This is a genomic window from Methylophaga sp. OBS4, from assembly GCF_026319305.1.
In the GTDB taxonomy this organism is placed as follows: Bacteria; Pseudomonadota; Gammaproteobacteria; order Nitrosococcales; family Methylophagaceae; genus Methylophaga.
In genome coordinates, this window is record NZ_JAPDMV010000008.1 from 38752 (window position 1) to 60559 (window position 21808).

23 protein-coding genes are annotated in these 21808 nt (G+C 47.6%); 15 read left to right on the forward strand and 8 right to left on the reverse strand.

The genetic code is table 11. From position 1 onward, the window contains the following. Nucleotides 1-144: 144 nt before the first annotated feature. Complete coding sequence (locus OMP95_RS03645) at nt 145-1293, reverse strand: HD-GYP domain-containing protein (RefSeq protein ID WP_266326052.1); 1149 nt, start codon at nt 1291-1293, stop codon at nt 145-147. 265 nt (nt 1294-1558) lie between these two features. Between OMP95_RS03645 and OMP95_RS03650 the strand changes: the two genes are divergently transcribed. The 6 genes from OMP95_RS03650 (at nt 1559) to OMP95_RS03680 (ending at nt 7299) form a co-directional block, all read left to right on the forward strand. Next, complete coding sequence (locus OMP95_RS03650; RefSeq protein WP_266326054.1) at nt 1559-1834, forward strand: cupin domain-containing protein; 276 nt, start codon at nt 1559-1561, stop codon at nt 1832-1834. 164 nt (nt 1835-1998) lie between these two features. After that, nucleotides 1999-2685, forward strand: a complete 687-nt coding sequence (locus OMP95_RS03655) for a protein-L-isoaspartate(D-aspartate) O-methyltransferase (protein WP_266326056.1) — start codon at nt 1999-2001, stop codon at nt 2683-2685. Between the two features lie 132 nt (nt 2686-2817). Beyond that, a complete protein-coding gene (gene dnaK, locus OMP95_RS03660; protein ID WP_266326058.1) occupies nt 2818-4683 on the forward strand; it encodes a molecular chaperone DnaK in 1866 nt (621 codons plus the stop codon). A 19-nt stretch (nt 4684-4702) separates the two neighbouring features. Beyond that, a complete protein-coding gene (locus OMP95_RS03670; RefSeq protein ID WP_323135105.1) occupies nt 4703-5836 on the forward strand; it encodes a DnaJ C-terminal domain-containing protein in 1134 nt (377 codons plus the stop codon). Between the two features lie 145 nt (nt 5837-5981). Then, nucleotides 5982-6434 (forward strand): CBS domain-containing protein, encoded by a 453-nt coding sequence (locus OMP95_RS03675; protein WP_266326060.1) that lies wholly within the window; start codon nt 5982-5984, stop codon nt 6432-6434. Nucleotides 6435-6561: 127 nt separating this feature from the next. Continuing rightward, nucleotides 6562-7299 (forward strand): Mut7-C RNAse domain-containing protein, encoded by a 738-nt coding sequence (locus OMP95_RS03680; RefSeq protein ID WP_266326062.1) that lies wholly within the window; start codon nt 6562-6564, stop codon nt 7297-7299. 64 nt (nt 7300-7363) lie between these two features. Here the strand turns inward: OMP95_RS03680 and OMP95_RS03685 are convergent, their stop codons facing one another. Further along, nucleotides 7364-7777: a DUF6647 family protein gene (locus OMP95_RS03685; RefSeq protein ID WP_266326064.1), complete on the reverse strand. Its 414-nt coding sequence runs from the start codon at nt 7775-7777 to the stop codon at nt 7364-7366. 341 nt (nt 7778-8118) lie between these two features. On the opposite strand from OMP95_RS03685, the gene OMP95_RS03690 reads away from it, so the two are divergent. The 4 genes from OMP95_RS03690 (at nt 8119) to OMP95_RS03705 (ending at nt 12704) form a co-directional block, all read left to right on the forward strand. Next, nucleotides 8119-8289, forward strand: a complete 171-nt coding sequence (locus OMP95_RS03690; RefSeq protein WP_266326066.1) for a hypothetical protein — start codon at nt 8119-8121, stop codon at nt 8287-8289. A gap of 139 nt (nt 8290-8428) precedes the next feature. Then, entirely contained in the window at nt 8429-9382 is a 954-nt protein-coding gene (corA, locus tag OMP95_RS03695) for a magnesium/cobalt transporter CorA (RefSeq protein WP_266326068.1), read from the forward strand. 63 nt (nt 9383-9445) lie between these two features. Then, complete coding sequence (locus tag OMP95_RS03700; RefSeq protein ID WP_266326070.1) at nt 9446-10465, forward strand: lysylphosphatidylglycerol synthase transmembrane domain-containing protein; 1020 nt, start codon at nt 9446-9448, stop codon at nt 10463-10465. After that, nucleotides 10458-12704 carry a glycosyltransferase gene (locus OMP95_RS03705; protein ID WP_266326072.1) on the forward strand — a complete coding sequence of 749 codons (2247 nt, stop codon included), beginning with the start codon at nt 10458-10460 and terminating at the stop codon, nt 12702-12704. Before OMP95_RS03700 ends, OMP95_RS03705 begins: the two co-directional genes overlap by 8 nt. 141 nt (nt 12705-12845) lie before the next feature. Here OMP95_RS03705 and OMP95_RS03710 read toward each other — a convergent pair whose 3' ends face one another. The 4 genes from OMP95_RS03710 to OMP95_RS03725 all read right to left on the reverse strand — a co-directional run bounded on the left by OMP95_RS03710 (nt 12846) and on the right by OMP95_RS03725 (nt 16580). Then, nucleotides 12846-14282 carry a diguanylate cyclase gene (locus OMP95_RS03710; RefSeq protein ID WP_266326074.1) on the reverse strand — a complete coding sequence of 479 codons (1437 nt, stop codon included), beginning with the start codon at nt 14280-14282 and terminating at the stop codon, nt 12846-12848. 63 nt (nt 14283-14345) lie between these two features. Next, a complete protein-coding gene (locus OMP95_RS03715; protein WP_266326076.1) occupies nt 14346-15362 on the reverse strand; it encodes a DUF3080 family protein in 1017 nt (338 codons plus the stop codon). Between the two features lie 42 nt (nt 15363-15404). Next, nucleotides 15405-15722: a cupin domain-containing protein gene (locus tag OMP95_RS03720; protein ID WP_266326078.1), complete on the reverse strand. Its 318-nt coding sequence runs from the start codon at nt 15720-15722 to the stop codon at nt 15405-15407. Between the two features lie 36 nt (nt 15723-15758). After that, on the reverse strand, nt 15759-16580 hold the full coding sequence (locus OMP95_RS03725; RefSeq protein ID WP_266326080.1) for a DUF1223 domain-containing protein: 822 nt from the start codon (nt 16578-16580) through the stop codon (nt 15759-15761). A 370-nt stretch (nt 16581-16950) separates the two neighbouring features. On the opposite strand from OMP95_RS03725, the gene OMP95_RS03730 reads away from it, so the two are divergent. Beyond that, the gene (locus OMP95_RS03730; protein WP_266326082.1) at nt 16951-17157 is read left to right on the forward strand and encodes a cold-shock protein; all 207 of its coding nucleotides are present in this window, start codon (nt 16951-16953) and stop codon (nt 17155-17157) included. A gap of 81 nt (nt 17158-17238) precedes the next feature. On the opposite strand, the gene OMP95_RS03735 is transcribed toward OMP95_RS03730, so the two are convergent. Further along, a complete protein-coding gene (locus tag OMP95_RS03735; RefSeq protein WP_266326084.1) occupies nt 17239-17985 on the reverse strand; it encodes an SDR family oxidoreductase in 747 nt (248 codons plus the stop codon). A gap of 159 nt (nt 17986-18144) precedes the next feature. Here OMP95_RS03735 and OMP95_RS03740 point away from each other — a divergent pair, with 159 nt between their 5' ends. From OMP95_RS03740 to OMP95_RS03750, 3 genes are all read left to right on the forward strand, one after another. Continuing rightward, entirely contained in the window at nt 18145-19446 is a 1302-nt protein-coding gene (locus OMP95_RS03740; protein ID WP_266326086.1) for a mechanosensitive ion channel family protein, read from the forward strand. 128 nt (nt 19447-19574) lie between these two features. Next, nucleotides 19575-19982: a hypothetical protein gene (locus OMP95_RS03745; protein ID WP_266326088.1), complete on the forward strand. Its 408-nt coding sequence runs from the start codon at nt 19575-19577 to the stop codon at nt 19980-19982. 215 nt (nt 19983-20197) lie between these two features. Beyond that, a complete protein-coding gene (locus OMP95_RS03750; protein ID WP_266326090.1) occupies nt 20198-20665 on the forward strand; it encodes a MarR family winged helix-turn-helix transcriptional regulator in 468 nt (155 codons plus the stop codon). A gap of 51 nt (nt 20666-20716) precedes the next feature. On the opposite strand, the gene OMP95_RS03755 is transcribed toward OMP95_RS03750, so the two are convergent. Beyond that, nucleotides 20717-21520: a hypothetical protein gene (locus OMP95_RS03755; RefSeq protein WP_266326093.1), complete on the reverse strand. Its 804-nt coding sequence runs from the start codon at nt 21518-21520 to the stop codon at nt 20717-20719. A 170-nt stretch (nt 21521-21690) separates the two neighbouring features. Between OMP95_RS03755 and pqqA the strand changes: the two genes are divergently transcribed. Beyond that, on the forward strand, nt 21691-21762 hold the full coding sequence (gene pqqA / locus OMP95_RS03760) for a pyrroloquinoline quinone precursor peptide PqqA (protein WP_081443609.1): 72 nt from the start codon (nt 21691-21693) through the stop codon (nt 21760-21762). Nucleotides 21763-21808 lie beyond the last annotated feature (46 nt).

The window sequence follows — 21808 nt, forward strand, 5'->3', positions numbered from 1 at the left end:
TAAACATGAGACCGCTGCCTGGTTGGCTGAGTGCCTATCGTAAACTTGGGTCAAAAATATCGAACGGAAAAAGCTTCTGGCTGCAATTGCCCGAGATTGCAGCGATAACTGGTGCACCTTTTATTTGGGTTGACAGCCTTGTTTCTAATTTAAGGCCATTTTGCTATTATTTTCCGGCTCATCAGCCAGTTCCACCACGATTCGTTCCAGCTCTGCGGTGTTGGCTTCCAATACGGCAACGCAGTCGGCATCTAATTTATTAAGATGTTGCATGCGTTTCAGCTCTTCAATCGCTTCCCTGACCGGCCATACCTTTTTGTAAGGACGTCTGCTGGTCAGCGCATCAAAGATATCGGCGACGGTAATAATGCGGGCTTCCAATGGTATCTCATCGCCGGCAAGGCCGTTGGGATAACCGGAACCATCCAGATATTCATGATGATAAGCCACAATATTGAGCATCATTTCCGAATCACGCAGGTCGGCCAGTTGATAATTACTCAATACCTGTTTAAGAATTGACACACCTTTTTCAACATGTAATTCCATGGCAGCACGCTCGTCCGGATCAAGCTTTCCCGGCTTCATCAGAATACTGTCCGACACCCCTATTTTGCCGATATCATGCAAAGAGGCAAACATATAGATATGTTCAACAAACTCATCGTTGAGCTGGTATGACTCTGGCAGCTGGCTGGCAATCATTCTTGAATAATGTGCCATCCGGTCCAGATGTAAGCCAGTTTCACAGTCATGCAGACTTGTAAAATCTTTCGCTAATTTCACCGTTACCAACAAAGTTCGCACCAGCGATATCTCCGATGCAATTGACATGATTATCAGCCGCGAACAAAGTAATAAATCACGCTGGAGCTGGTCGGTAAAAACACCGGTTCTGGAGGCATCAAAAAAGATAAACCCCGTAAACTCTTCTGCATTGAACATAGGAACAATGAAAGATGATCTGTACTTTTGCCGTGGCAGCCCGTCTGACTGTTTCACCATTGGCCGAAGATCATCATCAATATTGTCTATCACCCTGCATTCGGCAGATGCAGCCAACTCTGACAGAATCTGACTGTCGGAAAGCCTGAACTGATAACCACTGAGGGGGTGGTCATTGCAGCTGCTGTTGAGAAATGTTTTTAAAAAACCGCTATTGGGCTCATAGAGCATACAGGCAAGATGTTCAATTTCAGGCATTCTGTCCAGCAGCGTAGCGTGCACGCTTTCCAGTAGGTCGTTCAGTGTATCCGGTTGGCTGACTAGCATTGACATAACGCGTGCGTCCATATCAACCTCCCTGTTTCCCTTAAGAGTTCCTAGTCTAGTCTTGCCAATGGTGGAATGGAAGCTGAACGGGTTTAATTGCCTGGATAATCTCGTTGTTCTCGATGCTTAGTAATGCTTTTCAACAGAAAGACAAACCGGCAGTAAATAAAGGGACGGTTTCTGCTATTATTCGTCCGTTACGCTGTGCGTGACATCGTCCCATCAACGATGATTGGCTCTGAAGCGCCTTCAGAGCAGTTAATAAAACTTACGAATCAGGATATTTATGCCTCAAATTAAAATTGAAAAGAACCCAAGCGAAGCACGTCTGCAGGAAATGGGCGTAGCCAGCTGGGAAATCTGGGATTGTCCCGTCTCGGAATTCAGACTCGACTTTGATGAAACCGAGAAAGCTTATCTGCTGGAAGGTGAAATTATCGTCACGCCGGACGGTGAGGAACCAGTTCGTGTGGTCGCCGGTGACTATGTTGAGTTTCCGGAAGGTCTGAACAGCTTCTGGCAAGTTGTGAAACCGCTCAAGAAGCATTACAGCTACGATTAAACAAAAAGGCATCTTCGGATGCCTTTTTTATATACCGAAACAACCTGATCTGGCGCTGGATAATAAAACTCACTAAGCGCAAAATAAAACTGTATTGGCAAAGTAAATGATACAACACTGCCTGTTTCATGAATCGGGCTTACCCTGTTTAACCGGGTAGAAAGATGAAAGATGCCATTAAACAGATGCTGAAGACTATCGAGGCCGAAGCCAGATACACCGCTTCGCGTACCGGCCGGCCCAGCTTCGCCCAAAAAGTCATGAAAGCCATGGCCGAGGTGGAAAGAGCTGAGTTTGTTCCAGACTATTCACGCACTTATGCTTATAATAACGGCCCATTGTACATCGGCTTCGGCCAGACTATATCCCAACCCTACATCGTCGCGCTGACAACAGATTTACTCGAGGTCGAACCTGATCATATTGTGCTTGAAGTGGGCACAGGCTCAGGTTATCAAGCGGCAGTGCTTGCCAAGCTGGTCAAACAAATTTTCACTATCGAGCGTGTGAAAGAACTTGCCGATGCGGCCACACTGCGCTTGCAGACGTTGGGTTATCACAATATCGAAACCCGTTGCGGCAACGGTTATGAAGGCTGGCCGGAGCAAGCCCCTTTTGATCGTATTGTCGTCACGGCCGCCGCACCTGCCATTCCCCCCGCTTTGCTGGAGCAGCTCAAACCAAAAGGCCGCCTGGTTATCCCGGTGGGTCAGCCCTATATGTACCAACAGTTGATGGTTGTCACCAAAGATAATGAAAACAACATCGATACCGAGCCGGTTCTCAGTGTGGCGTTTGTCCCGTTAATCGACGACACTGATGAAAACAGTGAAAATGAAACGGCTCTTTGATATGGATCAGTATCAGTCCATTTTTTATTTACCTTCAAGACGATTATGTTTATAAATTGAATATCGAAGCAGCGCCATATCGACGCTTATTCCGCTGGGGCTATTGCATGCTTTCCGGCAAAGGAGGATTAGATGGCTATTATCGGAATAGATTTAGGTACATCCAACTCTGCAGCAGCCGTATTACGAGGTGGCAAACCAGTCATCATTCCCAGTGCCGAAGGTATCAGCCTCGGTGGCAAAGCTTTTCCCAGTTATGTCGCAATTACCGCCGATGGTCAGACTTTGATCGGCGAACCGGCACGACGGCAGGCCTCGGCCAATCCAGAAGGCACCGCCACCGTGTTCAAGCGCAGCATGGGGCAACGCAAAAAAATCCAGTTACGAAACAAGAGCTTTTCGCCGGAACAACTCTCCGCCTTTCTGCTGCAGAAAATCAAGCGCGATGCCGAAGCATTCCTCGGCGAACCTGTCAGCAAAGCGGTCGTGACTGTACCGGCCTATTTCGATGACAACCAGCGCAGCGCTACTAAAGATGCCTGCAAAATTGCAGGCCTGGAAGTCGTCCGCCTGGTCAATGAGCCGACGGCCGCCTCCCTTGCTTACGGTCTGGACCGGCTGGGCGAAGAGCTGCGTATCGTAGTGATTGACTTCGGCGGTGGTACGTTGGATGTCACCGTCATGGAATTCGGCAATGGCGTGTTTGAAGTCAAGGCCACCAGCGGTGATACCCAGCTTGGCGGCACCGATATGGATGAAAACCTGCTCAACTACCTTGCCGAAAAATACAAGGGCGAGACCGGCATCGATGTTCTCGCAGACGCCAAAGCCAGCGCGCGGCTGAAAGAAGCGGCTGAAATTGCCAAGATCGAATTGTCCACCAGCACCTCTGCCCATATCAGCCTGCCCTATCTGACCGTTGCCGGCGGCGCCCCCCAGCATCTGGAAATGGACCTGACCCGCACCGAACTGGAACGTCATGTCTATGACGTTGTAGAACGCTGCGGGGGGCCGATAGAACAGGCTCTGCAAGATGCCAATATCCGCTCGACCGAGGTCGACCGCATCGTCTTTGTCGGTGGTCCGACACGGATGCCTATCGTACGTGAGTATTTTGAAGGTCTGTTTGGACGCAAGGCCGAGATGGGCATCGATCCGATGGAATGTGTCGCCTGCGGTGCTGCAATTCAAGCTGGTGTGTTGAGTGGCGAAGTCGGCGATATTGTGCTGGTCGATGTTACGCCATTAACACTCGGTGTCGAAACACTGGGCGGTGTTGCCACACCGCTTATCGCTCGCAACAGCCCTATTCCCGTTAAGCATACCGAAACGTTCACCACCGCCGCGGATATGCAGACAGCAGTGACCATACACATTTATCAGGGCGAGCGACCTCTGGCTACAGACAATACCAGTCTGGGGGAATTCAACCTGGAGGGACTGGTGCCAGCGCCGCGCGGCGTACCGAAAGTGGATGTCACCTTCGACATCGATGCCAACGGCATTCTGAACGTTGCCGCCGAGGATCAAGCGACCCGTAAATCACAATCGATCAGCATCAGCGGCTCAACACGGCTCAGCGATGAAGAAAAACAACGGCTGGTCAACGAAGCCGAAAAATATGCCGAAGAAGATAAAAAACGGCGTGAAGACGTTGACAAGCTCAATAATGCCGACAATGTCTGTTATCAGGCAGAAAAGCTGCTCGCCGAGTATCGAGACAAACTCTCAGATGGCCAAGTCAGTCAATTGGAACAGCATATGTTCGAAACGCGCGATGCCATGAAAGAAAAAAATGCCGTTCTGGCCTCGCAATGTGCGGCGCAGTTGGAAAAAGTGATTAAGGAAGCCGGCGCCGCGATTTATGCACAAACTACTCAGGAAACCGCTGCACCGCACGCAGCGCCGGATACAAGCCGGGCCGGCGGTGAAGCCAAAGCGTCCGGTTCCGGTCCACGAGGCAAAGTGGTGGATGCCGATTATACTGAATCAGGCTGACAGGAAGTAACGGCTTATCATGGCTGCCGAACAGCGTGATTTTTATGACGTTCTGGGGGTTGCGCGTGATGCCGATGCCAAAACGATCAAGGATGCTTTTCGTAAACTGGCGCTGAAATATCATCCTGACAGAAACAAGTCCCCTGAGGCTGAGTCCCGTTTCAAGGAGATTGCCGAGGCTTACGCGATTCTGTCCGACCCTAAAAAGCGGGCTGACTATGACGCTCGCGGTTTTGCCGGTGTCGCCGGTTTCTCGACAGAAGATCTGTTCTCTGGCATCGACTTCGGCGATATTTTCGGCGATATGGGATTCGGCTTCGACTTCAGCGGCGGCGGCCTGTTCGGCAATTTATTCGGGCGCCATCGCAAGCCAGCCGGCCCGGCCAAAGGCAGTGACCTTGAAGTCAGAGTGGTCATACCGCTGGAAAAAGTGAACAGTGGTGGCGAAGAATCCGTCCATTTCCATCGCCCCGTCACCTGCCCAGACTGTCGGGGCAGCCGTACCCAGCCGGGTACCGAGCCGCGAAAATGTGAAGCCTGCCATGGCACCGGCCAACAGGTCAGCAGACGTCAGCAAACTCAGGACAAAGGCACCATCAGTTATCAGCAAATCAGCACATGTCCGATTTGCCACGGTCAGGGGGTGTTCATTGACACACCTTGCCGGACCTGCCACGGACGCGGCGAGATAGACAAGGATGATCAGATCAAGGTCTCTATTCCAGCAGGCATTGAGGAAGGCACGGCATTACGGATACCCGGTCATGGTCTGCCTAGTCCTGATGCGGGCGGTCCACCCGGTGATCTTTACATGGAGGTGAGGAGCAAGGCTGATCCGCGCTTCGAACGTCACGGTGCTGATCTGTGGCGTATCGAGACGCTCGCTATTCCGGATGCGGTGCTTGGAACAAAAATCACCGTGCCGACTCTGGATGGCAGTGTAAATGTCACGATTCCTCCAGGCTCTCAACCCGATCAGGTATTACGTCTCAAAGGCAAGGGATTGCCGGTATTCGGAGCGAATATGCATGGCGATATCAATATCCGGCTGCAAATTGTCGTACCGGCAAAACTATCGGCAGAGGAAAAGGCTCTTTATCACCAACTGAGCAAACTCAGCACTGACAGCAAAAAACACTGGTGGAACCATTGATTGGCCGTCACAGGCCCGGCATGCCGTTAAATTGTCAGCCGTTACATTTCATATTAATAGGCGCATCATAATAATAGTAGTTTCAATGCCTTCCGCGGCGACTATTTCTAAATCGCTGCCTGTAACTTACAAAGGAGAGATGACCATGAAAGTTGGAGACGTTTGCACCCGCAGAGTCATTATCATCGAAAAGAACGAAACGGTTCAGGAAGCTGCCAAATTGATGCGTCAGCATCATGTCGGAGACGTGGTCGTAGTTGAACGGCATGATGGCAAAAATCATCCGGTCGGTATCCTTACCGATCGCGATATTGTGGTGGAATTACTGGCTGAAAAGGTCGATCTTGATGCCGTCACGATTGGTGACGCGATGAGTTATGAACTGCTTACAATCAAAGAAAGCGATGACTTGACAGACACCCTGAAACGTCTGAGCAGAAAGGGAGTTCGCCGTGCACCGGTCGTGGCGGAAGATGGCAACCTGGCGGGTGTGGTCAGTGCGGATGATTTGATAGAAGTGTTTGCAGAACTGTTGCGGGATTTAACAATGCTTATTTCCCGAGAACAAACACGGGAACAACTGGCCCGCAGTGACTGAAACTATGGTTGATCGTTTGGCGTCATAAAAGTGATTGGCGGGTCTGTGTGAGCGACCGGATTTCTTACGGTTGTGGCAAGCTGCTCAAGTATGACGTTCGACTACTTTAATATTGTCATAGTAAAACATGATCTCCCTGCAGCTCAGGTTCTATGAAGAACTGAATGATTTTTTGCCGTCGGAGCGGCGAAAAATGGCGTTTCAGCATACAATTTATCGTCATGCTTCGGTTAAGGATGTGATTGAATCCCTCGGTGTGCCGCATACTGAAGTGGAATTGATTCTGGTTAATGGTATCTCTGTAGATTTTTCCTACTCCGTTCGCCATCAAGACCGTATCAGTGTTTATCCGGTGTTTGAAAGTCTGGATATCAGTCCGTTGTTGCGTCTTCGTGACAAACCGCTTCGCAATCCCCGCTTTATCGCCGATACCAATCTGGGAAAACTGGCGCATTATCTGCGTCTGTTGGGGTTTGACTGCCTCTACCGCAATAATTTCAGCGATGCCGAAGTCGCCGAAACAGCCAGTCAACAGCATCGTATTGTACTGACCCGTGATCGCAAACTGTTGCAGCGAAAAATTATTACACATGGTTATTTTGTGCGGGCAGTCATGCCCCGTGAACAGGCAAGAGAAGTCTTGAAACGTCTCGATTTATATCAGGACATCAATCCTTTTAGCCGCTGTGCAAACTGCAACGGCCCGTTATTATATGTGCCCAAATCACAGATTGCTGATCGCTTGGCGCCTCTGACCCATAAGCATTACGATGATTTCCGAATATGTAACGACTGTGGTCAGATTTACTGGCAAGGCAGTCATTATCACCGAGCCATGAAATTGCTAGCAGATCTGGAACAGTAAGCGGGGGGTCATTCCGTCGCTAACGAAATATGACAGCATGATTACGCTTAAAAACAGCTTCAGATTAATTATCACAAGCAGCTTCCAGCATCACCAGTTTAAACGGGTCGGTTTGTTGGTTAACTCCGTTTTGTGCACGCCAATCATCTTGCAGGCGATAAGCCTCAGCTTCTAAAACGCCCCAACATTTCCTGGTATGCTCCCCGTTGTGCCACTGTATATAGTGAACCAGCTCATGCAGCAGTCTGGACTGGTCGGCAGGATCAGCAGGATCAAATTGCCGATACAGGAAGATCGTTTGACGTTCGTTATAAAAGCCCTTGAGTTGCGTGGCCTGGCAGATGCCGAAACTGACAATGCCGTAGTTCAGGCACAGATTACCTTGTTCAACAATAGCGATATTAGGCACTACGACGCGGGTGTCATATTCGGTGTGAAGGTTGAGCCAACCTATCATTAATAATAGCAGCGCTTCCATAACGTCCCCTGCTAAAAACAGGATAGATTCAGTATAGCCCTCACTGTGATTTTATTGAAATATATTGCTTATAACCCATACACTTTTTATTAAAACAGTTAGGGTCTGTTTATCTTTCATCTCCGCCTCTGTTGTGATCTGAAAAAGTGTCAATCAAGGCGCGAGGAGCGCAGTTTGCGAGATACATCCATGTAGGCCACGCCGACCTGCGCGCAGCCTCCTGGCGCGCAGGCATAGCGTCCATCCATGGACATAAGTGGCGCTTTTTCAGACATACCCCGAAGAGACTATGTTTCGAGTCAAGCTTGCATCTGCCCTTCTCTCCGGTCAGTGACTATGGAATGGCTTTTTCAAACGCTTTATCACTGCCCACATTTGAGTTTGATAATAAAGCCCTGCTCAAACGTATTACCTTAATCTGCCGGGATGATGTGATTGAGAAAGTGTTTTACCCGGTATTCCCGCCGGATAAAAATGCTGAACAGGTCATTTCATATCTGCAACAAGTTTAGTTGATATCTTTTGTCTATTGGAGAAATATCCGGAATAGGGCAAACAATTAAATTACCCGGCTCTGTTGCGTATGACCCTAGCGATATATACGCTGCCTCTAAAACAAGCCTGCCAACACCAAAAAACTGAGGTTAAGATATGTTGAGACTCTTTAAGATAGAGAATGGCCTTATCAGAGAATTATCAGATTCAGATGGGGACATTGAGCAACAGTTGCATGATGCTGACTGGATAGACGCCCATGATCCTGATGCTAAAGATCGAGTACTGCTCAATGCCCTGATCCCTACAGAAATACCCGGGTCAGGAGATATAGAGGAAATAGAGGCCTCAGCCCGCTGCTTTGTAGACAGTGCGGGAATCCATACGCATTCGTTGTTTTTGTCACAAAGCGAAGGCCGCCACAGTACCGTTTCTATTGCCTGTATTTTGCAAAAGAAACGGCTTATTACTATCCGCGAGGGTGATCTTGCCGATTTCAGATTACTCCGCATGCGTGCCCGACGTGGACAAGTAGAAGTGCGTTCGCCTTCGGAACTGTTGATAACCCTGTTCGAACAGAAAGTTGAAAATCATGCTGACGCACTGGAGGATATTCACAAGCAACTGGAAGCAGTGAGTCATCTGGTACTTGAAGACAAGGATGCCGAGCTTGATGATGTCATCAACAGGCTGGCCCGCCTGGAAGACAGCAACGGCAAAATCAGACTGTGCCTGATGGATACCCAGCGTGATATTTCATTTCTGCTGCGTCATCTGAAAACCGAAAATGATGAGGCAGAAACCCTGCGGGAAATCATGCGTGATATTGAAACACTGATGTCCCACACCACATTTTTATTCGACAAAATAAACTTCCTGATGGAATCCACCCATGGTGTTATCAATATCAAACAGAACCAGATTATCAAAACATTTTCCATCGCCGCCGTCGTGTTTCTGCCGCCAACTTTGGTGGCCAGCATTTACGGAATGAATTTTATCTATATGCCGGAGTTACAATGGCTGGCTGGCTATCCCTGGGCACTGGGATTAATTTTGTTGTCCGGTTTTTCACCTTACTGGTATTTCAAACGCAAAGGCTGGCTATAGATTCCCTGCATGCCAGTAAAACTGTGCAGTAAACTATTGACATACTGAAACGGCTTTGTCCAAATGAATGCAAAATGGGTTTTATTCGCTATGGTGTTCATCGGGCTCAGTGCCGGAGTGCCCTATGTCATCTATACCGAGCTTGATATTCAAACGGCGATTTTTGATGCCCGGTTGTTTAATGCGACAACAGTAACCACTTCTCTTGTATTACTTTTCATCTATTTCATCAGCGACGGCTTACGACTCTATTATGTGTTGAGAGCCCTGGGGCACACGATTCCCGGCAACAGCCTGCCAACACTGGTATTTATGAATATCCTGGTTTCCAATATTACGCCGATGGCAACAGGGGGTGGCGTCGCTCAAATTTTATATCTACGTCGCCACAAGATTCACTTGGGTGCAGCAACGGCTGCGACCACGATTCGGACCTTGTTGGCAATGGTTTTTATTTTCCTTCCCGTCCCATTTCTAATGGTGCTGTTCGTTCCGATAACTCAATCAGCCTTAGGGGGACAGCCAGCCATTTATTTAGGCAGCTTTGCCATATTCTATCTGCTGATTTTTGCAGTAGTCGTCATTAAAACGCGATGGGTATTGTGGCTGATAGACCAAATATTTCTACGTCTGCGCCGATATAATCTCATCACAACAAAAAGACTGCGGCGCTGGCGTTTCAAACTTCGGCGTGAAGCAATGCGGTTCAGTCGTGCCCTGAAAGTATTTCTACGTGCGCCAAAACATGATGTACTGCTATCCGCACTGTTCACCATCCTGTTTCTGCTGACCCTTTTTTCGTTTCCAGCCGTGTTGTTACATGGACTTGGCTATTCAGTTGATTACTTTCAGGTGCTGGGGCTGTTAGTGGTTACAACTTTCATTATGTACTTCTCACCGACACCGGGAGCATCCGGCATTGCCGAGGGTGTGTTTGGTTTGTTTTTTGTGAATCTGGTTACTCATGCCGATCTGGTGTTGACTATTATTGCCTGGCGTTTTCTGACGATTCATTTAGGCATGCTGATAGGGCTGCCTGTCACGTTAGTCGCCATGATGGGCAGGAAGTCTGGAAATGTTTAGCTACTCCAAACTGAGGTTGCTTTTCTTATTCAATTTATTGCTTGTTCTGACTTTAATCGGTTACAAGATTTACCTGAATTTTTTTGAGCGCGACTTCACTGCTATACACTCACAACAGGTTGAAAAAGTCGAACAACTGCTTGATGGACGTGATAATTATTCTTTTGCCGTCATCGGTAATATCAATAATTCTGTAGGGGTCTTTGAAAGAAAAATCATTCCCATGCTCAACCAAAGGGACATTGATTTTGTCATTTCGGCTGGCAACGCCGTCAACAGTGGCGGCGAAGATAAGTACCGCGCTATCCACCGCACCCTCAGCCACCTGGATAAGCCTTATCTGCTGACTTTTGGCGAAAATGAATACAGCAGACTGGGCAGCTTCAGATTCTACGACCATTTTGGGCCTTACCTGTTTTCTTTTGCTGCCGGCAACAGCCGCTTTATTTTCCTCGACAGCACCGGCAAAACGAGCTTCAGCTGGCAACTCCGCTGGCTTGATGAAGAGCTGGCAAATGCATCCGAATCACATAAGTTCGTGTTCAGTGGCCATCCGTTACAGCCTGTCAGCAAACAGGGCATCCTGGATTTTGATGAAGAATATCTGTTTGATGAGATTGCGCGCTCATCATTTACCAGATTGATTGAACAAGTCGGAGTCGACGCGGTCTTTTCTGCGAACCTGCCGCTATATTCACTCCAACGGCATCAAAATACCGACTACATTCTGACGGGTGGTGCCGGCGGTTTAGTGCTGAATAATCAGCATAGTTATTATCATTATGTTGAAGTCCGTATTAATGGCAACTCGCTGGAGATTAACCCTGTTCGTCTTGATGTCGGTCAGCATCCCGCCTGGAGAACGGTGGAAAGTTTGTGGTTTTTCGTTCACTCGGTCTTTTACGTCGGCTACTTGAACTTTCTCATTTTAGTGAGTGGGCTGATTGTGATCGCCATATGGCTTAACAGACTTGTTTTCAGCGAAAGAGACTACTACCCGAACTTCAATCTTGATCCCGAGCCTTTTTTAAAAAGGCCTTTCAAGGTAGCCATGTTTACTAATAATTATCTACCGTTTATCGGTGGCGTACCTATTTCTATCGAGCGATTACGACAAGGGTTACAATCACTGGGCCATACGGTGTCGATAATCGCTCCCGGTTATGGACGCCACGAAGACACTGACGCTTCCATTCTGCGGGTTCGTACTTTGTTTCCGTTTGGCAAAAGCGGTGAATTCCGGCTGGCCAATATATTTTCTCTGAAACTTTACAAATTTATGGCTGCTTACCACCCGGACATTATTCACGTGCACCACCCTTTCTGGCTTGGTAGTGTTGGTTTGTTTCTGGGCAAACGTTTTAACATCCCTGTTGTGTACACTTACCATACCCGCCTGGAGCATTATTCTCATTATGTCCCCCTTCCAGGGCCACTGTTTCGTAACTTAATCGCCCATGCTGTGGTGAAACGTTTTGCTAACCGTTGTAATGGCGTGATAGTACCGACACAATCCGTAGAAGAATATCTGCGAATGATTGGCGTCACTAGACCCATATTTGTCCAGCCTACCGGTATAGATTTTAAAGCTTTCCAAGCCGTTGATGCATCAACCACTCGCAGACTTAAATCCGAGCTTGGGCTTCAGCGTGAAATTGTTCTGGTGAGTGTATCCAGGCTCAGCAAAGAAAAAAATATCGACTTTATGTTCGATGCGCTAAAAACGCTGCGTGACCGCTGTTCCCGGCCATTCAAACTTTTACTCATCGGTGATGGGCCGGAACGTAAACATCTGCAGACACGTATTGATGATGAAGGGCTGGCTGACCATATTGTACTTGTGGGCGCGATTCAACCGGATCTGATCCCGCAGTACTATCACTTGGCTGACTTATTTGTATTTGCTTCACTCTCCGAAACGCAGGGAATGGTGATATTGGAAGCAATGGCGGCGGGACTGCCTGCAGTTGCGGTCAGAGCGAGCGGTATCGATGATGTCATACATGATGAATTCAATGGCCTCAAAGTGCCGCTGTCCCTGGAACGCTGGTCGCAAGGCATCGAACGGCTGATTAATGATGCCAGGCTCAGACAAGAACTTGCCACAAATGCCCGTGAATTTGCAGCTCAGCATGACATCGAGATGTTCAGTCAACAAATTGCCAAAGTCTATGCGACGATCTTTGCCGAAAAAGCGTATTTTCTTTCCAAGCAGACAAAACATGCTGCTCGTCAGTAACTGCACAGTCTGAACCGGAAGCATAACCCCGGCCAGACCGGGAAAATGGTAGTTCCCACAGCATAAGTTCGTCTTAGCAGTAAATTCTCTGGCCCGGGCATGGGCGGCAGGGTACTTTAATTCAGTAAAGCGGCGGTGCAATCAGGTATTGACTGCTTGCGTTGATTCGATATCGTCAAAGGTTGTAGTGGTGTTTCTACCCGCATTTTTCGACGCATACATCGCTAGATCCACATGCCTGAACAAATCATCAAAACTGCTGCCCGTTGCTTGGGCAACGCCGAGACTGATAGTTATGTGCCTTCCCACACCAAAGTCAGTTGATGCAATAGTTTTACGGCAACGTTCCGCAATCTCATAAGCACCTTGAATGTCTGTATTAGGCAGCAAGATGACAAACTCCTCACCTCCCCATCTTGCCAGAGAGTCAATATCACGCAGCTCGTTTTTAATGATTTTTGCCATGGCGATAAGAACTTCGTCTCCTTTTTGGTGGCCGAAGTCATCATTCACTTGTTTGAACAGATCGATATCAAACAATATCAGGCTGTAATGCTCGCCGTAGCGCTTGAACCGCTGGTTCTCCTGCTCGAGCAGTCTTGAAAAATAGGCTCTGGAGTATACGCCGGTCATCAGGTCATATTGATAATGTGCTTCCAGTTCGGCCAGCAGCATTTTTTTCTGTAATGAAATAATACCCACCACAAAAATGGCACTGACTAATACCGTCAAAAACAACTGCAACTCGACCAGAAATAAAACGGTTTCAGCACGGCCAAAAGGCTGAGTGAGAATATTGGTTAGCCAAAGCGCCAGACTCACAATAATGAGCGTGCTGATAAACGTCACCCGGAATCCGAGTCGCAACACCGCCCAGAGTAAAAGCGGCACGGTTAATAACAGCGGACTGTGTAATACAAAAACTGTTGTGTCATATCGATAAATAAATACGCATGCCAACGCAAACACCAGACAGTAAAGGACCAGCTCGATCGGCCTGTCGCGAAGCCTGGATTCATGTGCATTGAAAAAGAAAATCAGTATTAACGGCGCAACCAGCAACACGCCGACAGCTCCCCCTGCCCACCAGGTCACAAAAGCGAGCAAGGTGTCGTGCCGCGGTAAAATGCCGGTGAGACTCAAACTGCCCACACCGAAGACGGCACTGACCAGCGGCCCCAGCACAACGCAAAACACCAGAAACAACCAGAAAACATGGAAGCTTTTGAAGATATCTATGGCATGGGCTGTTCGTTTAAGCAGGTAGACTGACCCCACGGCTGCCAACACCTCACCGATACTGTTAGCCGTACCCGATATCACCGCAGTAAAAGAGGTGTTGAATGTAGCAAAGTCAATATAAGCGGAGACATTGCCGATAAAAGCGCCGATAAAAATGCCCGGCCAGACCCTATTGCCGTATATGACAACCATTGCCACAATGAATCCCGAGGGAAACCACATCGGTGAAATATTGCCCGGATATATGGCAAAAGTTTGACTGAGTTTAGCCAATAGAATGTAGAGCAATGCAACCAGTACGATGATTGTCGTGCTTCTCAATACCTGCCGATTCATCAGTTGCAGCCTTTTATCCGGATTGTCTCAGCTTAATCTGTCAATCTTGGTTTTTAAAGCTTTTTAATTGGCCTCGGGTCTCATGCCGCACTGTTCAAGCAATGTCTGCCAAAGCTCGGTGTGTTGTTTTAATGCCCTGTCAAACTGATACCAGACACTGCTCACAGCTTCATCGCTTAATACGGTGCGGTAATAATCCTTGAAGCTGGCAGGCATAATGTTTTTCTGCTGCTCTGCCATAGATTCCAACAAGCCAAATATTTGCTTGCTTGCACGGCTGGCATCGGAAACATAAGGCTGAACCCGGCCTATGTAGACACTGGAAAACATGCTTTCCAGCTGCCGGGCCTGGTTGTTCGGTTTGCCCCCGTAGCAAAGCGGTCTCTCATCCAAACGCTGCTTCATCAGGCGGCTGGCATCGTTAAGTCTGGCGGTAATGAGACGCGCACTGTTAACCAACTGGCCAGCATGACTACTAAATGCCCAGCCCTGCTGCACCTTGCTCAGATACGTCAGATCCTGCTCCCACACACCATTGAGCAAGGTATCAACGGTCTCCTGTGTTTTTTGCAGATCAGTGGCCAGCACAGATACTGACTCAGTGCCGCCTTCAAGCGGAAAATAACCTTTCGACAGTGACAATAAATTGGCAATTTCGTCCCCTGACCAGATCGCATTCCAGATTGTCGCCGGCAAAATCTGCTTTTTATATTGGATAGCTTCTTTCAGACTGGTTTCAAGCTGTGGCTTATCAACCCTGGGCAGACACTTTTCAGCAGCAGCAATAAATCGCAACTCATAGCGCAAATGGTTTAACGGTGACATCATCCGGCCCAAAATCGAATTACGCTCACCAACTATCACCTGTAACTCACAACCATAGAGAGATAAGAAGTCGAGCATATTGATATCCAGCCTCGGGATATCTATTCTGCGATCCCGTGGCCGCGGTATCGTCATAACATCCGGTATCGGCGATGGCATAGATTCGGTTTCCAGTACCCATGCCAGCCGCTCGACATATTCGTCCATCATTGTATCTGGCTGCTCAAAAGGATCGCAGGCAGTCAACAGCAGCATTACTGCAACCAACCGCCATAATTTCAGCACAGCCATAATCAATCAGGTTACAAGCGTAATGGCCTGTTGTGTTGAGATAAACAACTCGGCATCAGTCAAGGCAACAATATCGTGCTGTTCACCTGCACCGGTGAACAGATAGTCACCTTTTATCAGTTCAACACCTCCCATCAACACCCGGCCATTGAGTACGAAAACCTCCTCATCGCCCTGATGAAAATGCTGTGGGAAATGAGCCCCTTTTTTCATCCTGACCACCGACGTTCTGCCTCCCTGGTCATTGCGTCTGAACAGACTCCGTTCTATACCTTCGTAATCAGTGACATTCCAGTCACGATCAATTGCTCTGTTGACTAACATATCAATTCCATTTTCGTTGCTTGTATTTTGGTTAAATCAATCGATATAAGTTGCTGCAGCCTGGATAATGCTTAGTGAGTCCAGCTCTGTCAGCCAGACAGCAATCGCAGTTCGCCGCTGCCCGAATTCGGGCACAGCGGGCAAATTTAGCCGCCAGTCCGATTTCCCCTGTTGTTGCAGTAAATCAAGTACCACAAAATCATGCTCCAATGTACGGTTACGGTTTTCTCCTGACTCAACCTCTGTTTTTAGCCCGAGGCCAAGATAAGCAACATTTAATTGCAATACCCGGTCCTGTTTAAAATGAACTTGCAACAGACCGTTTGCAAGTGTGGCCCTGAGAACACCCGGTTTATTTTCAGCGACCGGTACGCGGCGTTGTCCTTTAAACCAAGCGCGCCATTCAGCACTGTTAACCACAATGCCTGGCGTGTAGACTTGGGATAACAACCCTTGCCTGACCAGTTGACGCTGCCGCTCGGAAAAAGCTGATTGGGCAAAACGATCCTTCCAGCCGAGTTGATCCCAATAATCGACATGAAATGCGAGCGGCAACAGGGATTCAAACAGCCGGGAATCTTGCTGCATATGCGACAACCATTTGTCAGCAGGTGGACAGCTGCTGCAGCCTTCAGAGGTATAAAGCTCTACCACCGTAGTAGCTTGCTCATGACTGGAAAACTCAACAGCCAGCGCACCGTGACTGAATATCAGCAAGATAATCAGGAAACGGAGCATGACAATCGCCTCGGTATGTGTGGCATCAGGGTCATGTTGATGAGAACACCTGTGCGGAGTGTAGTTCCAATCAGAAAACCAACCACTGGTAATAATGATCTTCAAAACAGATTTATTCATCACCGCTCACGGCATACGTAGCCTGAGTAATTACCGGAATATCATTTTGAAGGTCGGCCCTCCAAACTGGTTATCAGCTTTGTGGTAGTGATGGTTTTCGCGTCAGATAAGCGATTCCCCTTGAACCAACCTCGCCATCCTGCAAGTCCCGTTATGCTTGAGCTTTTGTTTATGTGTAAAATAATTTTGACAGGACCTGATAATCACTATACATTGGAATTAGCTTGAAAGTTGATCTGATATTTATTTTTCATTTCGATGCATTACCTATTAGTAGCTCGTCCTGTTTTTTAATAAGTACTCTGCACACCTTCCAGCTATACCCGCCTCTCACGAGGTATATTTACTTTTTATGAATTAGGATTTTTTTATGTCTACTACTACTGGTACTGTTAAATGGTTTAACGAAGCTAAAGGCTTTGGTTTTATCGAACAAGAATCTGGTCCTGACGTTTTTGCTCACTTTAGCCAAATCAAAGGCGATGGTTTCAAAACTCTGAACGAAGGTCAACGCGTTGAATTCACCGTTACCCAAGGTCAAAAAGGCCCACAAGCTGAAAACATCGTTGCCCTGTAAGCAACTTTGACAGCTTTCAGACTCAACAGAGTACTGAGAATACAAAAAGCCCCGGTTTTGCCGGGGCTTTTTTTTGCCTGATTATTCGGTATCTACCGCCTCTATAACCTGGCGTGCAAAGCTTTCGTAAACCTGCCACATTTCTTTGGCCATGGTATCAGGGAACAAATGGAATTCACCTTTGCGCAAAGCTTCGATAATACCTTCCGCCACCAGACTGGCAGGTTCAGCAATCTCTCCGAAGCCGGCCTCATTAGCCATATCGGTGGCAATCGGTCCCGGATGCACACTTAGCACCACCGTATTTTGTTGTGCCAGCTCATGGCGCAAAGACTGAGTAAGGGAATACGCAGCAGCTTTGGATGCGGCATAAGTGGCAAACGCCGGGAAGGATCGTAACGAGGCTATAGAGTTAAGCTGGACAAAAGCACCTCCTCCGTTTGCTTTTAACACCGGCGCAAAAGCTTGTGCTATACGCAATAAACCGCCGACATTGATATCCATCTGCCAATTCAATGCCTCCACTGATTCCGGTTGTAGCGGACTGGCATTTTGCAATACCCCTGCGTTATTAACCACAATATCAACATCTTGCGCATTGGCAGCCGCGGCAGCAATGCTATTTGGCTGCGACAGATCGATATGTATCGGCGTCACCCGATCCGCAAACTGCTGCTCCAGATCCTGAACCGAATCAACATCGCGAACGGCAAGATAAACCTTGCGTACCCCCTTATTAAGAAAGGTTTCGGCAATCGCTCTGCCAATGCCACGATTGGCACCGGTAACCAAAGCCACCTTGTAGTCAATGTCAAACGGTGTATTCATTTAATGTCCTCTACAGACGCTAATCGATAAAGATAAAAAACTGTCAATTTCATGACCCGACTCCGAGAATAAAGTTCAGGCCACCGATGATTTATTGCCATTCTGGTATCACTCACCTACATTAGCCAAGGTTCGCATTTAAATTGAAGACTTTCTGTTATGGACATCAACAACTATAAAAATCTGTTTGAACAGTTTCTAAACACAGCTTTGCAATGGCTGAGCAGTCCCCAATTTTATTCTCAGCTGGGTCTGATCGTTCTGGCAGTGTTGCTGGCTTATTCCGTTTCGCAGTTTCTGAAATCGAGTTCACCATTGTTACGTCATGCGCCAAGTGAGGGGCCGGTACTGACTCTTCGCCAAGGTATCTATAAATTGAGAGAGTTGATTCTGCCATTGATGCTGGTACTGGCCCTCTCCATCGCCGTTGATATGGGCCAATCGCTTATTCATCAGAGCTGGCTAATCAAAATCGGACTCAGCTTTGCTGTCATCTTCATGCTCTACTCGATAATTAACGGTTTCGTAGAAAAGCAGTTGTTCCGCAGGTTGGCAATGTGGATGATTCTGCCTATTGCCGTATTACATGTATTTGACTGGCTGGATGCGGTGGTCAGTTACCTGGAGACCATTTCCTTACAAATTGGTAATTTCAAGATCTCGGCCTACGGTATAGCCCGTGTGCTGATTTTCGGTTCCATATTGTTCTGGCTTGGCAGGCTTTCCAACAATGCCGGTCAGCAAATCATCCGTAACCAGCAAGATCTGGACATAGGTACCCGGGAAGTCTTCGCCAAACTATTTCAGGTTACTTTGTTTTTTATTGTATTCCTGTTGCTGTTGCAGATTATGGGCATCAACCTCACCGCTCTGGCCGTGTTCGGTGGCGCTTTGGGTGTGGGTCTGGGCTTCGGCTTACAGGCCATTGCCTCCAACTTTATCTCAGGCATTATCCTGTTACTGGATCGCTCACTGAGTGTCGGCGATTATGTCGAAATGGAAGACGGTCGCAGTGGCACCATCCGTGAACTCAATATGCGGTCAACGACACTGGAAACCTTTGATGGCAAAGATATCATGGTGCCCAATGAGCAATTCATTACCACCAGCTTCACCAACTGGACCCATAAAAACATCAAACAACGTTATTCACTGGAGTTTCAGGTCGCTTATAAAACCGATCTGCATCAATTGTTTGGTCTGGTGCGTGAAGTAGTGGCCAGTCACCCACAAGTTATCAGTGGTGATGATATTCCCATCGAAGAAAGGCCTGATGCAGAAATCAAAGACTTTGCAGATTCCGGTGTCAATATTCTGGTCGAATTTTGGATGGAAGGCATTGATGATGGCCCTAACCGGGTCGGGGCTGATTTGTTACTGATGATCTGGGATACACTCAGACATCACAACATCGAAATTCCATTTCCACAGCGGGAAGTTAAAATACTCAACAGTCCCTAGCCGTTTAGTCCCTCCCAGTGATGGTTTTTTGTTGTGCACAACATAATCTGCTAGCATGAATATTATTGGCTGTTTTCACATCGACGTGTTTGAAAAAATGCCAACAGACTGCCAAGACAGAGGCCACTATGAAATATTCGCCTTTTATTGCTCCCATCGTTGTTTTGCTGGTTATTGCTTTTAACCAGACATTTGCCGAATCACCCGGCTCGGAACTGGCGATTGCAGTTCCCCCATCACAAATGCCGGCGGCGCACATTAGCCAACTGACAAAAAGCTGCCACAAAAACTGGCAGGATATGAACTGGAAAATCGGTGAAGTCGGTGCTTTAGCCAAAAACAATCCGACTTTCAGTAACGGTATTAAGAAGGTGTGCCAGGCTCGGGCAGAATTGTTCTTTGAAGGCTATGAGCTTTCACCTTTCATTGAATCCGCCACCCAAAGCCAAGTATACCCGCTCGTCTTCCGCACCAGCACGGTAGAAGAGATCAAATCACATATCAGATTACATTTGCCCAAACTAAGACTGATCTGACCCTTGTTCAAATCAGCAAAATCCTGTCATTTGTCAGATTCTCTGCTCTCTTATCAAATCCAGGAGTTAATTAAAGCTTGAAAGCCCGTCAATCAAGGCTTTTTGTTTGTCTGGTTAACCATCAAATTGCATCATGTCTGAATATAACGTCAAGTAGATTTTGTATGACACAATATAGCGGTGCTATACCAATTGAATCACAAGGTAGGGAAATCATGTCTCAATTTGAAAACCTGAAAATAGACAACCAATTATGTTTTGCACTTTACAGCGCGACGAACAGCATTACCCGGCTCTATAGAAGTTTGCTCAACGAGTTCGATCTGACTTATCCGCAGTATCTGGTACTGCTGGTGTTGTGGGAAAAAGACGGCATCGCCATCAAGGACGTGATGCGGCGCCTGAAACTCGATTCCGGTACCTTGTCGCCGATTATCAAACGCCTTCAGAACGCCGGGCTTGTGGAAAAAGTCCGCACAGCTCAGGATGAACGCATCGTCCGTTTGTTTTTGAACGACAAAGCCAGGCAACTCGAACCGCTAGTCGCCGAAGTACAAAATAAAGTGGCCTGCCAGACCGAATTATCATCTTCCGAATTTTTCGAACTTCTCGACAGATTGAATCAACTCGCCAAAAACCTTAAGGGCATCTCTAAAAATGAGGATCAGTCCGCTGCATCATAGTGGACATAACATGTCACCAATACCCTATGAGGTTTCGGGAAAGAACGTTTTTTATTCGGCCAGCCTGACTCTGCCGAGCAATTTAAGCATCAGGTAAGCAAATAATATCGGCAGCAATACCATGATTAATACAAACTCGGCCAACAAATAAACGGCAGCCTCGACGCCCTGCTCTGCTTTTTGTTGTACTTTATTTAACCGGGCGTTGATATCAAGTCGATTTTTAAACCCCTCCAGCCATGAAGGTTCTTCAGCTGCAGTTTGTGAATTTATCTTATCCACATTTTCTTGGGTAGCCTGTAGAACTTGCAATGCCTGCTCACGTTCACTGCCAAGCCAGTTCTGAAATTGATGTGACATCACGGCCAATGCCGGTACTGCCAGGCGCAATACCGTCAATACAATCACCAGCTTCATCAAACGCTGTTGACTGGCTGCAGACAAGCCTTTGCTGAACAACAATACCAGCGTCACTATGGCCAGTATCGCTATCCCCCAGCGTAAAAAAGCCAGATCGCCGAACGACAGTATGATCTTTTGAATACCCAGCGAAGCTGAAGCCAGCAGCAACACGGAAGAAAACTGTTCGATAAGATCATTGAGCGGATCCAGGATTTCGCCTGGTGTCAAAGTCAGCCCAACCCCCATCGGTTCAATGGACATTTCCGTACCTTGTGCAACTGATATCACTGCATTAAGACTTCTGGCCAGCGCAAACACTGACAGTGTCACTTTAAGCATCTGGTTTAATTGCTCGCCCGCTCCAGCCTGCATCGGCAGCCAGGCCAGCACCACACACAGCAACATCAATGCTGCATATAACTTTGTTTTGAGTGTCATATATTCCTCAATCATGACTGAAGCCTGCCAAGCTTGTCTGTTCAAGCTGAGAATGTCTACTAAGGAAAATCCTGAGCATTAAAGCGCCAATTGCTGATTCCAATCAGTCTGCAGCTAAGTATGATAGCAATTAACTGCTTGAGAAGCGTCAAGCATGGTGTTAAAAATTATTGGAGGATTGAACCATGTGGACTAAACCAGAATATTCAGATATGCGTTTCGGTTTCGAAGTAACCATGTACATTTGTAACCGTTAATCAATTGATTAAACGCACAAAAAAGCCCCGTCATTCGGGGCTTTTT